The 12,591-nt window shown below is 55.2% G+C and carries 13 protein-coding genes; 4 read left to right on the top strand and 9 right to left on the bottom strand.

Features of this window, described 5'->3' with window-relative positions:
* Positions 1-26 precede the first annotated feature (26 nt).
* Genes rsxC through rsxA form a run of 3 tightly spaced genes read right to left on the bottom strand, consistent with a single transcriptional unit; the run spans position 27 to position 3,849 of the window.
* Positions 27-2,696 (bottom strand): electron transport complex subunit RsxC, encoded by a 2,670-nt coding sequence (rsxC, locus tag ACB028_RS06985; RefSeq protein ID WP_371143848.1) that lies wholly within the window; start codon positions 2,694-2,696, stop codon positions 27-29.
* A 2-nt stretch (positions 2,697-2,698) separates the two neighbouring features.
* Positions 2,699-3,265: an electron transport complex subunit RsxB gene (rsxB, locus tag ACB028_RS06990; RefSeq protein ID WP_026458166.1), complete on the bottom strand. Its 567-nt coding sequence runs from the start codon at positions 3,263-3,265 to the stop codon at positions 2,699-2,701.
* Positions 3,266-3,267: 2 nt separating this feature from the next.
* Positions 3,268-3,849, bottom strand: coding sequence for an electron transport complex subunit RsxA (gene rsxA, locus ACB028_RS06995; protein WP_042028612.1), 582 nt, complete (start codon positions 3,847-3,849; stop codon positions 3,268-3,270).
* Positions 3,850-4,145: 296 nt separating this feature from the next.
* On the opposite strand from rsxA, the gene ACB028_RS07000 reads away from it, so the two are divergent.
* Positions 4,146-5,369: a type II restriction endonuclease gene (locus ACB028_RS07000; RefSeq protein ID WP_371143849.1), complete on the top strand. Its 1,224-nt coding sequence runs from the start codon at positions 4,146-4,148 to the stop codon at positions 5,367-5,369.
* A gap of 40 nt (positions 5,370-5,409) precedes the next feature.
* Here the strand turns inward: ACB028_RS07000 and ACB028_RS07005 are convergent, their stop codons facing one another.
* Positions 5,410-6,819 carry a DNA cytosine methyltransferase gene (locus ACB028_RS07005; protein ID WP_371143850.1) on the bottom strand — a complete coding sequence of 470 codons (1,410 nt, stop codon included), beginning with the start codon at positions 6,817-6,819 and terminating at the stop codon, positions 5,410-5,412.
* Between the two features lie 122 nt (positions 6,820-6,941).
* Here ACB028_RS07005 and ACB028_RS07010 point away from each other — a divergent pair, with 122 nt between their 5' ends.
* The gene (locus ACB028_RS07010) at positions 6,942-7,412 is read left to right on the top strand and encodes a very short patch repair endonuclease (RefSeq protein ID WP_371143851.1); all 471 of its coding nucleotides are present in this window, start codon (positions 6,942-6,944) and stop codon (positions 7,410-7,412) included.
* A gap of 70 nt (positions 7,413-7,482) precedes the next feature.
* Here ACB028_RS07010 and ACB028_RS07015 read toward each other — a convergent pair whose 3' ends face one another.
* Positions 7,483-7,875: a type II restriction endonuclease gene (locus ACB028_RS07015; protein WP_082791866.1), complete on the bottom strand. Its 393-nt coding sequence runs from the start codon at positions 7,873-7,875 to the stop codon at positions 7,483-7,485.
* A 219-nt stretch (positions 7,876-8,094) separates the two neighbouring features.
* Between ACB028_RS07015 and ACB028_RS07020 the strand changes: the two genes are divergently transcribed.
* The gene (locus tag ACB028_RS07020; RefSeq protein ID WP_371143852.1) at positions 8,095-8,463 is read left to right on the top strand and encodes a VOC family protein; all 369 of its coding nucleotides are present in this window, start codon (positions 8,095-8,097) and stop codon (positions 8,461-8,463) included.
* Positions 8,464-8,480: 17 nt separating this feature from the next.
* On the opposite strand, the gene ACB028_RS07025 is transcribed toward ACB028_RS07020, so the two are convergent.
* Together ACB028_RS07025 and gdhA are read right to left on the bottom strand one after the other, a co-directional pair.
* Positions 8,481-8,693 (bottom strand): DUF3955 domain-containing protein, encoded by a 213-nt coding sequence (locus ACB028_RS07025; RefSeq protein WP_061475720.1) that lies wholly within the window; start codon positions 8,691-8,693, stop codon positions 8,481-8,483.
* A gap of 177 nt (positions 8,694-8,870) precedes the next feature.
* On the bottom strand, positions 8,871-10,217 hold the full coding sequence (gene gdhA, locus ACB028_RS07030; RefSeq protein WP_042069885.1) for an NADP-specific glutamate dehydrogenase: 1,347 nt from the start codon (positions 10,215-10,217) through the stop codon (positions 8,871-8,873).
* Positions 10,218-10,783: 566 nt separating this feature from the next.
* Here gdhA and rluF point away from each other — a divergent pair.
* The gene (gene rluF, locus ACB028_RS07035) at positions 10,784-11,812 is read left to right on the top strand and encodes a 23S rRNA pseudouridine(2604) synthase RluF (protein ID WP_042069883.1); all 1,029 of its coding nucleotides are present in this window, start codon (positions 10,784-10,786) and stop codon (positions 11,810-11,812) included.
* Between the two features lie 91 nt (positions 11,813-11,903).
* Here rluF and rsmS read toward each other — a convergent pair whose 3' ends face one another.
* Positions 11,904-12,059, bottom strand: a complete 156-nt coding sequence (rsmS, locus tag ACB028_RS07040; RefSeq protein WP_082037565.1) for a pleiotropic regulatory protein RsmS — start codon at positions 12,057-12,059, stop codon at positions 11,904-11,906.
* 61 nt (positions 12,060-12,120) lie between these two features.
* Positions 12,121-12,591, bottom strand: a complete 471-nt coding sequence (locus tag ACB028_RS07045) for an acyl-CoA thioesterase (RefSeq protein WP_042069882.1) — start codon at positions 12,589-12,591, stop codon at positions 12,121-12,123.

Below are 12,591 nucleotides of genomic sequence, written 5' to 3' on the forward strand. Positions count from 1 at the left end.
GAAGTCGGTTACCTCTGTTGTAACGATCAGTGTGGCGATGAGCCTTCGCTCGGCGACGTTTCAGTGGCACTGGCACCGGTATTGGCCGCCGCTTGTGCCGCCAGCTTCTTGGCCTTGGCCCGGGCCACGGCGGCGGCAATGGCCGCCTTCTTGGGATCAACCCCGGTGCTGGCTGGCTCGGCTGGAGCCCGGCTTGCTTCAGGGATCGGCGTCGCTTCTAGCTGATTGCCTTCGCCGCTTTGGGCCAGCTTTTTGGCCTTGGCACGAGCGATGGCGGCGGCAATGGCGGCTTTCTTGGGATCGACCTCGGTGCCTGCCGGCTCGGCCTGATCCTCGCTTGCTTCAGGGGCTGGCGTTGCCTCAGCGTGATCCGCCTCACCCTGCTGCTGCGCCAGCTTTTTGGCCTTGGTCCGGGCCACGGCGGCGGCAATGGCGGCCTTCTTTGGGTCGACCTCGGTGCTGGTCTGCTCGGCTGGGGCCTCGCTTGCTTCAGGGGCAGGCGTCGCCTCTACCTGATTGCCTTCGCCGTTTTGGGCCAGCTTCTTGGCCTTGGCACGAGCGATGGCGGCGGCAATGGCTGCCTTTTTGGGGTCGACCTCGGTGCCTGCCGGCTCGGCCGGGGCCTCGCTTGCTTCAGGGATCGGCGTCGCTTCTAGCTGATTGCCTTCGCCGCTTTGGGCCAGCTTCTTGGCCTTGGCGCGAGCGATGGCCGCGGCAATGGCTGCCTTCTTGGGATCGACCTCGGAGCTTGCCGGTTCGGCCTGAGCCACTTTGTTGTCAGCGGTTGGCTCGGTGGCACCAGCCTCATCGCCAGCCCGGGCTTTCTTGGCCTTGGCACGGGCAATGGCCGCCGCGATGGCGGCTTTTTTCGGATCGCTATCGACGGCGCTCACAGGCGTATCTGATGTAGCGGTCTGTGCTGCCTCGGCGTCATCGCTCTGGGCGGCTTTCCTGGCCTTGGCCCGCGCCAGTGCAGCGGCGATAGCCGCTTTTTTTGGATCCGCCTCGGCAGTGGCTGTGGTGTTACTCGCTGCGGCAACCGACGCTTCAGCCGCCTTGGCTGCGCGGCGCGCTTCTGCCTCCCGTTTGCGAGCCTCGCGGGCGGCGATCACTGCGCTGTTGTCGGGCAAGCCTTGTGCGGTGGCGGCAACGGCTGTGACAGGGGCCTCCTGCTTGGCCTTGATGCGGGCAAGGGCAGCGGCCACCGGATCTTCACCACCGGCGGCCGTCATGGCCTGACGGCGCTGGGCGGCGGCTTCGGCATGGCGAGCCTCGCGGGCCGCTTTTTCCCGCTCGAAACGGGCCTGCTTGGCTTCGAAGCGCTGCTTGGCACGCTCGGCTTTCTCGGCTTCGGCCCGCGCCTCGCGAATATCGTCCTTGGCAATCTTGTAGTACTGCACCAGCGGGATTTCGCTCGGGCAGACCCAGGCGCAGGCGCCGCACTCGATGCAGTCGAACAGGTTGAGCTGCTCGGCCTTGTCGTATTCCCTGGCCCGGCTGTACCAGTAGAGCTCCTGGGGCAGCAGGGTGGCCGGACAGGCATCGGCACAGGCGCTGCAACGGATGCAGGCCTGTTCCGGACCGGGGAAGGGCAGTTCGGCACGGGTCGGTGCCAGCAGACAGTTGGTCGCCTTGACAACGGGCACCATGGCGTGGGGCAGGGTAAAGCCCATCATGGGGCCCCCCATGATGACCCGCTGATCCGCCTCGGGTTGCAGCTCGAAGCGTTGCAGTAGCCAGCGCACCGGCGTGCCCAGGCGCACCCAGGCGTTGCCGGGCTGTTTGAAGCTGTCGCCGGTGAGGGTGACGATCCGCTCGATCAGCGGCTCGCCGTCGATGATGGCGCGCTTGATGGCAAACACGGTGGCGACGTTGAGCACCATGATGCCAATATCGACCGCCCGACCCCCTTTGGGTACCTGACGACCGGTGAGCAGCTCAATGGTCTGCTTGGCACCGCCCGAGGGGTACTTGGTGGGCACCGTCTTGACCAGCACGTCCTCGTCGGTGGCGTGGCGGGTCAGCTGGTCGATGGCTTCCGGCTTGTTGTCTTCCACCCCGATCAGGGTGAGCTTGGGTTTGAGCAGGTGCTTGAGTACCCGGATGCCATCCATGATTTCGTCGGCGTATTGCTGCATCAGCCGATCGTCGGTGGTGATGTAGGGCTCGCACTCCAGCCCGTTGACGATCAGGATCTCGGTGAGCTGGCCACGGCCATCGAGCTTGCTGTGGGTGGGGAAGACGGCGCCCCCGAGGCCCGCGATGCCCGCTTGCTGGATGCGCTCGAGCAGCTCGCCCCGCTCCAGATTCCAGTAGTCGGGTTTGCCATTGCGCTCGCCCCAGGCATCCTCGCCATCCGGGGTGAGGGTGATGCAGAGATCGTCGAGGCCGGAGGGGTGGGCAACCGTGTGGTTGCCAATCTCGGTGATGGTGCCCGAGGTGGGGGCATGAACCGGCACGATCCGCCCCTTGGCGTAACGGGTCAGGGGTTGGCCCTTCTTGACCCGATCGCCTACCTGTACCAGCAGATCGCCGGCCAGGCCCGCGTGCTGGCGCACCGGAATGATGAGTTGCGGTGGCAGACCTGCGTCCACCACTGGGGTCTGGCTCGACTGACGTTTGTTGTCGGCCGGATGAATACCGCCGTGAAAATCCCACAAGGTGCCGGCTTTGATATGTTCGAGTAAGGACTGCATGGTTACTCCACTACCTTGACCGGGATGATGACGTTGTTGAGATCCCACTTCCAGTTATCGACCGTGGTCGGCACCGGGATCATCTCGATGCAATCGGTGGGGCAGGGGTCGACACAGAGATCGCAGCCGGTACATTCGCTGGCGATCACGGTGTGCATCGCCTTGGTGGCGCCGACGATGGCGTCTACCGGGCAGGCCTGGATGCACTTGGTGCAACCGATGCACTGATCTTCGTGGATAAAGGCGACCTTCTTGACCGGCACGGCGGCCTCGTCCCCCCCGCCGAGCGGCTGGGGTTCGACCCCCATCAGATCGGCAATCTTGCGCATGGTGGCGTCGCCACCGGGCACGCACTTGTTGATGGCGTCGCCACCGGCAACCGCCTCGGCGTAGGGCTTGCAGCCCGGGTAGCCGCACTGGCCGCACTGGGTCTGGGGAAGCAGGGCGTCGAGCTGATCGACGACGGGATCCTCTTCCACATGAAACTTGACGGCGGCAAAGCCCAGGATAATCCCGAACGCCAGCGCCAGCAGGGTGAGCACCAGAATGGCAAAGAGAATATGGATCATGGTTATATCTTGATTAGGCCGGTAAAGCCCATAAAGGCCAGCGACATCAGGCCGGCAGTGATCATGGCAATCGAAACCCCGCGAAAGGGGGCGGGCACATCGGCGGCCACCAGTCGCTCGCGCATGGCGGCAAACAGGATCAGCACCAGCGAGAAGCCAAGCGCCGCGCCAAAGCCGTAAATCACGCTCTGGATAAAGTTGTGACGCTCATTGATGCTCAGCAGCGCCACCCCGAGTACGGCGCAGTTGGTGGTGATGAGGGGCAGGAAGATTCCCAGCAGGCGATAGAGGGTGGGGCTGCTCTTGCGCACCACCATCTCGGTAAATTGCACCACCACGGCGATCACCAGGATAAAGGCGAGGGTGCGCAGGTAGACGATATCCAGCGGTAGCAGGATATAGTGCTCCACCAGATAGGAGCTGGCACTGGCGAGGGTCATCACGAAGGTGGTGGCGAGCCCCATGCCGATGGCGGTTTCCAGCTTGCCGGAGACCCCCATGAAGGGGCACAGGCCGAGGAATTTCACCAGCACGAAGTTGTTAACCAGCACGGTGCCGATCAATAAAAGCAGGTACTCAGTCATCGAATGTCGGGTTATCCGGTTTGAAGGCGGGCGGTATTATCTGATTTTAGGGCACGTTAAACAACCGCAAGGGGACAGGGTTATTAGTCAAAGAGACAATATCAGCATAGTTCTGGGAGGCCCTGAGTATCTTTCGTGCGAGAGAGAATGGTTAGTTGATACGTGCGTAATGTGAATGCTTGCACAGTTTGAAGATTGAGGGCAGTGATGTTGTCACTAATGTGTAACATATTGATGCATAAGGAAATCATGCAGGTTACTCTATAGCCTTCTCGCCTGTAGATAGAGCAATCAACATGTTTGAACAGCTTACTGACGTTTTTTCTTCTGCTGCATTCAAGTACCTGTCAATCGTCGATGCAGATCCAAAAAGTTCCCATCAACATGAAATTGGTGGTCTGGTCAATGCTGGTATTGGCCGGGAGCTTGGGATGCCCGATGATGGAAGTCAACGTAACATCCGGGCGACTATGGTCTATTTGAGCGAAAGTTATGATGAACCACTGGTCTCGGAAGATATTGTGACTTGGTATGATGCTCGTTATCAGAAAGAGGACCGTGGGGCAGAGTGGCGTCTTTACTACAAATCAAATGATGTCAGCAATCGTTTCCAGCCTGGAGATTTTTTCCTGATTGCCCTGACCCGAGAAGGCTCTCTCTTGATGATATTTTGTCCTCCGTATAGCGATTTTGAATTGCAGATTCGATCACTATTTGGGGCCAGGAGTATTGAAGCCCGCGATAAAGGACTAACTCGGCTACCTATTGACATGGGGTTGGCTGTTCCTATCCGGTTAATGCTTGCTCGGTATGGCATAGAGATCGGTCATAGTGGTCCAGATTATCTCAATATGCTTTTGGATAAGTTCGGCTCAGTGTTTCCAAAAACACGTGATTTCTCTGAATTTACACGCACCCTTGCAAAAGGAATCTGTCCTGTCGAGCAGCCGGATGAGGCATTGATTGAATGGATGGAGGTAGAAGAGTCTGCGTTTCGGCAACTGGAAAAACATATTGTAAAAGAAACACTGTTGGCTGGTTTTGGTGAAAATGGTGATGATGTAGATGAATTTGTTCGCTTCTCCCTGAGCGTACAGAATCGTCGCAAATCTCGTAGTGGCCATGCGTTTGAAAATCATATTGAGTTTATCTTAAATAAGTCGGGGGTTCATTTCGAACGAGGTGGTTTAACCGAAGAACGTCAGAAACCAGACTTTATATTTCCAAGCTCTACCAGTTATGCAGATAAAAATTTTCCTTCAGAAAAAATAAGAATATTAGGGGCAAAAACAACCTGTAAAGATAGATGGCGCCAAGTTCTGGCAGAGGCTGCGAGAGTAGGGCGTAAGCATTTGATTACTATGGAACCAGCAATCAGTGAAAATCAGACAATACAAATGCAGGCAAATCATTTGCAACTAGTTGTGCCGACGACTGTCCAGCAAACTTATGCACCTGAGCAGCGATCTTGGTTAATGTCGTTTAGAGATTTTATTGATGAGGTGAAGAGCCTTCAATAATCAGAATGAGCCCGCCAAGATTTTATGGCGGGCTGCTTCGTTATTTATTCTTTGTTTTCATTATGTATGGTTTCATAAGTCTGGCCACAGCTGAAAATACCGGAACTACTACAGAGTTGCCAAATTGGCGATAGGCTTGGGTGTCTGACACTGGGATCTTGAAGTTATATTCACCCGGTTTTTCAAATCCCATCAGCCTTGCACACTCTCTGGGGGTCAGGCGACGTGGCCTGTTTAGCTGGTTTTGTTCATTATTGAAGTCTGACTCCGCTAATGTCATATCCCAGCCACGATCAATTAGAATTTCAGATCCGTCTTTATGATAACGGGCTGACAGTGTTCTGGCGATCGTAGCCGGGTTTTTGGGGTCAACCAGACCATAACCGAAACCATTTCCTTTCGCTTGATGCTTTTTAGCATATTGATATAAATAAGACCACAGCTTGGGGGTTAAGATATATTTTGAGTCAACCTTTTCAGCTGGTTCAAGCAAATCAGAGAAAGTAATCCTGTTCTTTGGGAATAATGTGGCAACATCTTTTAAAGTAAAACCTTCATGAAGGTTCAGGTCTTTTCTGAAACCGACCAGAACAATACGTTCACGGTGCTGAGGGATGAAGTGTTTGCCATCTATGATTTTAGGGTCGTTCGCACCATTAACATCCAAGTCTGAAACCCAATAACCCAACTCGGTCAACGCTTCCTTGATTACCCGGAATGTATTTCCTTTGTCATGGCTTTTCAGGTTTTTTACGTTTTCAAGAACAAAGGCTGTTGGTCGTTTGGCATCAATGATACGAGCCACATCAAAGAACAAGGTTCCTTGAGCTTCGCACTCAAATCCATGAGCACGTCCAAGCGAATTTTTCTTGGATACACCGGCTAATGAGAATGGTTGACATGGGAAACCGGCAAGCAGTATGTCGTGATCCGGAATTTCTTTATCTATATGTGCATAGACAAAATCACGGTCGTCATTGTCCGGCATGGTGATTTCACGGATGTCGGAATTGAACTTATGTTGATTTTCATCACAGTACCAGTTGGCTTTGTAAGTTCTGACGGCTTGTTCATTCCACTCACTGGTAAAAACACACTGACCGCCAATATCTTCAAAACCTTTGCGAATACCGCCAATACCTGCAAATAAGTCAATAAATTTGAAGTCATAGTTGCCATGATGCTTGGGAGGGGAGGGTATTAGCTCTTTCAGCATTTCGGTTTCAACATGAGTCAGCGGTTTTTGTTCAATCTTGCCATTCAGCCAACGGTTTAGAGCTTCACGGCTCCAATCGTTATCGCCGATGGAGCGCAATTTTTCAGCAACTTGCTTCTGATCGTAGATTTCGAGGACCTTATCCACTAGACGACGGTCTTCGACCTGACGTTTCACTATGAAGGTCTGATCTTCTTCAGGGGAGTTGTAAACGGAGTGTATTGAGTGTTTCATATCCAAATCTGGCGGGTGTTACAGTAGTTGTCGGGAATCTTATCACTCATTTTACCCAGAGAGAATGCTCAAGGCTGTAAAAAAATACAGTATCTACAACCAGATCTCAAACGAGTATCTATATGCCTGACGTTGTAAACGCAGAGACAAGAAGTCGCTTTATGGCTGGTGTCAAGAATGCTAACACCACGCCAGAGCTTCAAGTTAGACAGATGTTGTACCGTGCGGGCTTCCGTTATCGCGTTCATGAACGGCGTTTACCTGGTACTCCTGATATCTGGTTACCGCGCTGGAAAGCAGTAATCGAAGTCAATGGTTGTTTTTGGCATGGCCACATGTGCCATTTATTCAAATGGCCGCGTAGCAATGAGGAATTCTGGAAGGTCAAGATTACATCTAATCAACAACGAGACTTGTTACACCAGAAAGAACTGACGGCTCTGGGAATTAAACGGCTTATAATTTGGGAGTGTGCATTAAAAGGAAAGAAAAAACATGATAAAGATAAATTAATTGAGGTTATCACTTGGTGGTTACAGAATTCTAATAATCATGGATGTATCTCTGGTGGCAAAGAAATGGAAATTATTTGACGTTGATATGCCGGTTATAAACAAATGTTATGCACCGGCATAATAATACTGCATAGAGTTTAATGTATATTTAAAACTTTACCCATTCTGGAGTTGATTTATAATCAACGCTACCTTTCTTAATAAGCTCACAATGAATTTCTCCTTCGGTATCAAAACCTATAACAATATTATCTCCAGCATTAGCTTGGTCCATTACTGGATTAGTCTGAAAGTAAAGGCGATACTCGGAGCGAGTTGGATGCATCTCTCTTGCATCATACCATGTTAATTTTGATATAAATGTCCTATCAGAACCCCTAACTGAGAAAGATGCAAACATTTCTACCTTTTGGTCTCCAAATAATCTTTTCAGCTGAGCTACACCATTAAACTCATGTTGATTAGATCTTGATGGATCAACCTCAACCGTCGAGAGTGTTTTGATAAAAGATGTACGAAAGTTAATTGGTCTGATAGACATTTCTTTTCCTCATTTTTGAAGATTGGTTACCAATTAAATATCATATATAAGCCTTTCAATAAGGCATCATATGAGCCTTCGTGTCAACATGTAGATTATAATGTCCTGCTAAAGGTAATAAAATTTCTTTAAAATTAATGAGTTGGCAGACAATGTACAAGACGCACTTGATTTTGATAACGCTGGGTATGCCCAATGATAGGAAATCAGGGAGGAAGCATGATCAGCCATATCGACCATCTGGTACTGACAGTCAGCGATATCGAACGCTCGGTGGCATTTTACAGCACAGTGCTCAATATGGAGGCCGTTACCTTTGGCGAGGGGCGCCGCGCCTTGCGCTTTGGCAACCAGAAGATCAATTTGCAACTGCTCGGGCAGGAGCCGCGCAACCGGGCGCAGGTAGGCTCGGGGGATCTCTGCCTCATTACCCGCTGGCCTCTGGATCAGGTGCTGGCCCAGCTTGCGAGCCTGGATGTCGAGATAATGGAGGGGCCTGTGATAAAGAGCGGTGCCTGCGGGCCCATCGAGTCGGTCTATCTCCTCGACCCGGATCGGAACCTTATCGAAATAAGCCGCTATCGCTGACCTCTTGGGGCCTTGCCTCATTCACCCTTGGCGGCGCGTCTGCGCAGTACCGAGTGCAGCGGAACAAGCAGGGCTAACAATGCGCCTGCGAAGAGCAGCAGATAGCCCAGAGGGATCAGGGCGAATGGCTCATGGAGGACTTCTTGAGTATCCAGAGTGGCGCCTATCTGATGAAAGGCCAGAAAACAGCCGAGCCCTGCCAGAATGAGCAAAATGCCGAGTCTTGTCATGGGGTGCTCCTTGTCCGCAACATGCGGTGAGAAAGGGGGAGTGAGCAGCCTGCCATGCTTGGGTGAAATAACGGTGAAGTGGAGCGGAGAGACAACAACGGCAGCCATGGGCAGCCGTTGTTATTGGCGGGAGAGGGCGCTCGTTCAGGCCACCCCATCGAGATGGGATGGGCGGAGTTAGCAGACCCCCTGCGCCAGCATGGCATCGGCCACCTTGACGAAACCGGCGATATTGGCGCCGCTTTCATAGTTCACATGACCCTCCTCATCCTGGCCGTAACGTACGCAGGTGGCGTGGATGCTGGTCATGATCCCCTTGAGGCGGGCATCCACCTCTTCCCGGCTCCAGCCAAGGCGTTGGGCATTCTGGCTCATCTCAAGGCCCGAGGTGGCCACCCCGCCGGCGTTAGCCGCCTTGCCCGGGGCAAACAGCACCTTGGCCTCGTGAAATAGCGCGATAGCCTCGGCGCTGCTCGGCATATTGGCGCCCTCGGCGACCAGTTGCACCCCATGGGCGATAAGCTCGCGGGCATCTTCCTCCAGCAGTTCGTTTTGGGTGGCGCAGGGCAGGGCGACCTGGGTGGCGATATGCCAGGGGGTGCGGCCACTGTAATACTCGAGCCCCAGTTCATAGGCGTAATCGGCGATGCGCTTGCGCTGCTCGTTCTTGAGTTCCATCAACCGGGCCAGCTTCTCAGGGGTGAAGCCGTCGGGATCGTACACGGTACCACCGGAGTCGGAGGCGGTGATGACACGGGCTCCCAGCTCCATCGCCTTCTCGATGGCGTACTGGGCCACGTTGCCCGAGCCCGACACCGACACCGTCATGCCCGCCAGCGACTGGCCGCGATGGGCCAGCATAGCCTGGGCGAAATAGAGCAGGCCATAGCCGGTGGCCTCAGGGCGGATGAGGCTGCCGCCAAAGGAGAGCCCCTTGCCGGTAAAGACGCACTCGGCGCTGTTGGTGAGCTTCTTCATCATGCCGGTCATGTAGCTCACCTCGCGCCCACCGACGCCGATATCACCGGCCGGCACGTCGGTGTTGGCCCCCAGATGGCGATGGAGCTCCAGCATCAGCGCCTGGCAAAAACGCATCACCTCTCCTTCGCTCTTGCCCTTGGGGTCGAAATCGCTGCCTCCCTTGCCACCGCCCATGGGCAGAGTGGTGAGGGCATTCTTGAAGGTCTGCTCGAAGGCGAGGAACTTGAGCACAGAGAGATCCACCGAGGGGTGAAAACGCATCCCCCCCTTGAAGGGGCCGATGGCGGAGCTGTGCTGGACGCGGTAGCCACGGTTTACCTGTACCTGGCCCTGATCGTCCACCCAGCTGATGCGAAACTGGATCAGCCGCTCCGGCTCTACCAGTCGCTCCAGCAGGCCATGTTGCAGATAGCGGGGATGGCGCTCGACATAGGGCCAGATGGAGGCAAGCACCTCGCTGACCGCCTGAATAAACTCCGGCTGGTGGGGATTGCGGCTGGCGACCTGCGCCAGGAAGTCCGCCCGGGATAGGGAATGACTCATCTGTAACTCCTGTAGTGAAGGGTGAAATTGGCCTCTTGCCAGAGAAAAGCACATGCCCTGCATCCAAATTTTTGAGGTTATAAGTCGCTTGGACGCAGACACAGATCCGACTTAATGACGGGCTTGCCGCCGATTATTGTGCCAATCGTCGAAAACTACCGAGAGTCAGGGCGATGGGCACAAGATAATTCGTGTTGAGGAAAATCTTTTTATGCATTTTTGATTAATAAATAGCAAGAAATTATTAGCTCCGTATGGCGCAGAAACGGAGCCTGTGCATAACAACCAAATAACGATGAACAGGTGTAACGGGAGGGAGAGGCGTGACCCCTGGCGCATTTTGGCCGGCAGAGGGGCGCCGCGAGCAAGTATCCGGCGTGTTAAAGCTGGCAATATGCTACTGTGTCGCCATTTTTGACGGATAAGCTGGCCTTTGCCCTTTTTAAGATGGAAAACTATGCAAAAACTTGATGCGGTGACGCGGTTGATGCCGCTGACCGAGCCCTCGCTGGCAAACAATACCAGAGTTCAACGAGGCGAGGCTTCTGCCCGCAGGCAGGTGACCCATGCTGGCCGATGAATCCATGCGCCTGAACAAGTACATCAGCGAGAGCGGCATCTGTTCGCGCCGCGAGGCCGACCGCTTTATCGAGCAGGGCCACGTCTTCATCAACGGCAAGCGGGCCGGGGTGGGGGATCAGGTGTTTGCCGGGGATCTGGTCAAGGTCAACGGTCAGGTGATCGAACCGCGCGAGGCTGACAGCCTGGTGTTTATCGCGCTGAACAAGCCGGTGGGCATTGTCAGCACCACGGAGGCGGGTGAGAAGGACAACATCGTCGACTTCGTCAACCACAGCACCCGCATCTTTCCCATCGGCCGGCTCGACAAGGACTCCCAGGGCCTTATTTTTCTCACCAACCACGGCGATCTGGTCAACAAGATCCTGCGGGCAGGCAACGATCACGAGAAAGAGTATCTGGTGACCGTCGACAAGCCGGTGACCGACGACTTTATCAAAGGGATGGCTGCCGGGGTGCCGATCCTCGGCACCGTCACCAAGAAGTGCAAGGTGAAAAAAGAGGCGCCGTTCGTGTTTCGCATCACGCTGGTGCAGGGGCTGAACCGCCAGATCCGCCGCATGTGCGAGCACTTTGGCTTCGAGGTAACCAAGCTTGAGCGCATTCGCATCATGAACGTCAGCCTCAAGGGGTTGCCGGTGGGCGAGTGGCGCGATCTTGACGGTGACGAGCTCATTGAGCTGTTCAAGCTGATTGAGGACTCCTCCTCCGAGGTGAAACCGGCCAAGGGCAAGCAGGGCTCGGCCCCGCAGGGCAACAAGGGGGCTGGCAACCTGGGGCAAGGAGGCAAACCTGGACAGGGCAAAAAACCGCGCCGGGATGATGACCACGAAATTGGTGGACGCCCCAATGTGCCGGGCCCGGAAGCATTCGAGAAGAAAACCCCGGTCGGCAAGGGCGGTAAAGGTGGCGCAGCAAAAGGCGGTGCTGGCAAAGGAGCCCCGAACAAGGGAGGCAAACCCGCCGCGGGCAAGCCGCGCACCGGTCAGGGTGGGCGGCAGAAGAAGGGGCGCTAGGGCGCCTTGTCTGATCGCGCTGTTGCCATCGACTCACTCGCATATACACCGGCCATCAGGCCGGTGTATTGCTTTGGGAAAGAGGCTGGAGTCAGTGATCCCGTCCCTCTTCCAGCTTACGCTGGTAATCCTGCTGGACGATGGCGAGCGCCGCGAGAGCAAGGGCCGGATCGATCCGGTTGGTTTCCAGCAGTTCGATAAGATCCACCGCGAGCTGGACCTCGGGGGGGGCATTTTCCAGTGACATGGGGGGCTCCGGTAAGGGAAAAGCGCCATTATACACGGGGCGCCGTCCCGACTGACTGGGGTTAGAGGTGCTGGCGCATCTCCTTGTCTATCTCCTCGCGCAGGGCCATCAATTTTTTGGCGTAGAGCTGCAACTGCAGATCGGCGGCCGAGACCGGTTGCCACTGGGGTACCTGGGTCGGTTTGCCCTGCTCGTCCATGGCAACGAAGATGATGATGCAGTGGGTGGTCTTGTGACGCTGGGCCTCAGTGGGGTGGCGGCTGTAGACATCTACCGCCAGGTGCATGCTGGTGGTGCCAGTGTGGATCACCTGGGCGTGTACCTCCACCAGCTGGCCTATCTGGATAGGGCGCAAAAAGCGGATCCCCCCCACATAGACGGTGACCGCATAGCCGCTGCACCAGCCGGCGGCGCAGGCATAGCCCGCCTGATCGATCCATTTCATCACCATGCCGCCATGCACCTTGCCGCCGAAATTCACATCGGCAGGTTCGGCCAGAAATTGCAGGGTCAACTCGCGGGGTGGGCTCAT

Source organism: Aeromonas sp. S9(2024) (assembly GCF_041403185.1).
Taxonomy (GTDB): domain Bacteria; phylum Pseudomonadota; class Gammaproteobacteria; order Enterobacterales; family Aeromonadaceae; genus Aeromonas; species Aeromonas enteropelogenes.

What these genes read in the sequence shown, in the direction of transcription:
- rsxC (WP_371143848.1), bottom strand. Translation starts at nt 2,696, where the DNA reads ATGCAGTCCTTACTCGAACATATCAAAGCCGGCACCTTGTGGGATTTT.
- rsxB (WP_026458166.1), bottom strand. Translation starts at nt 3,265, where the DNA reads ATGATCCATATTCTCTTTGCCATTCTGGTGCTCACCCTGCTGGCGCTG.
- rsxA (WP_042028612.1), bottom strand. Translation starts at nt 3,849, where the DNA reads ATGACTGAGTACCTGCTTTTATTGATCGGCACCGTGCTGGTTAACAAC.
- ACB028_RS07000 (WP_371143849.1), top strand. Translation starts at nt 4,146, where the DNA reads ATGTTTGAACAGCTTACTGACGTTTTTTCTTCTGCTGCATTCAAGTAC.
- ACB028_RS07005 (WP_371143850.1), bottom strand. Translation starts at nt 6,819, where the DNA reads ATGAAACACTCAATACACTCCGTTTACAACTCCCCTGAAGAAGATCAG.
- ACB028_RS07010 (WP_371143851.1), top strand. Translation starts at nt 6,942, where the DNA reads ATGCCTGACGTTGTAAACGCAGAGACAAGAAGTCGCTTTATGGCTGGT.
- ACB028_RS07015 (WP_082791866.1), bottom strand. Translation starts at nt 7,875, where the DNA reads ATGTCTATCAGACCAATTAACTTTCGTACATCTTTTATCAAAACACTC.
- ACB028_RS07020 (WP_371143852.1), top strand. Translation starts at nt 8,095, where the DNA reads ATGATCAGCCATATCGACCATCTGGTACTGACAGTCAGCGATATCGAA.
- ACB028_RS07025 (WP_061475720.1), bottom strand. Translation starts at nt 8,693, where the DNA reads ATGACAAGACTCGGCATTTTGCTCATTCTGGCAGGGCTCGGCTGTTTT.
- gdhA (WP_042069885.1), bottom strand. Translation starts at nt 10,217, where the DNA reads ATGAGTCATTCCCTATCCCGGGCGGACTTCCTGGCGCAGGTCGCCAGC.
- rluF (WP_042069883.1), top strand. Translation starts at nt 10,784, where the DNA reads ATGCTGGCCGATGAATCCATGCGCCTGAACAAGTACATCAGCGAGAGC.
- rsmS (WP_082037565.1), bottom strand. Translation starts at nt 12,059, where the DNA reads ATGTCACTGGAAAATGCCCCCCCCGAGGTCCAGCTCGCGGTGGATCTT.
- ACB028_RS07045 (WP_042069882.1), bottom strand. Translation starts at nt 12,591, where the DNA reads ATGAGCCCACCCCGCGAGTTGACCCTGCAATTTCTGGCCGAACCTGCC.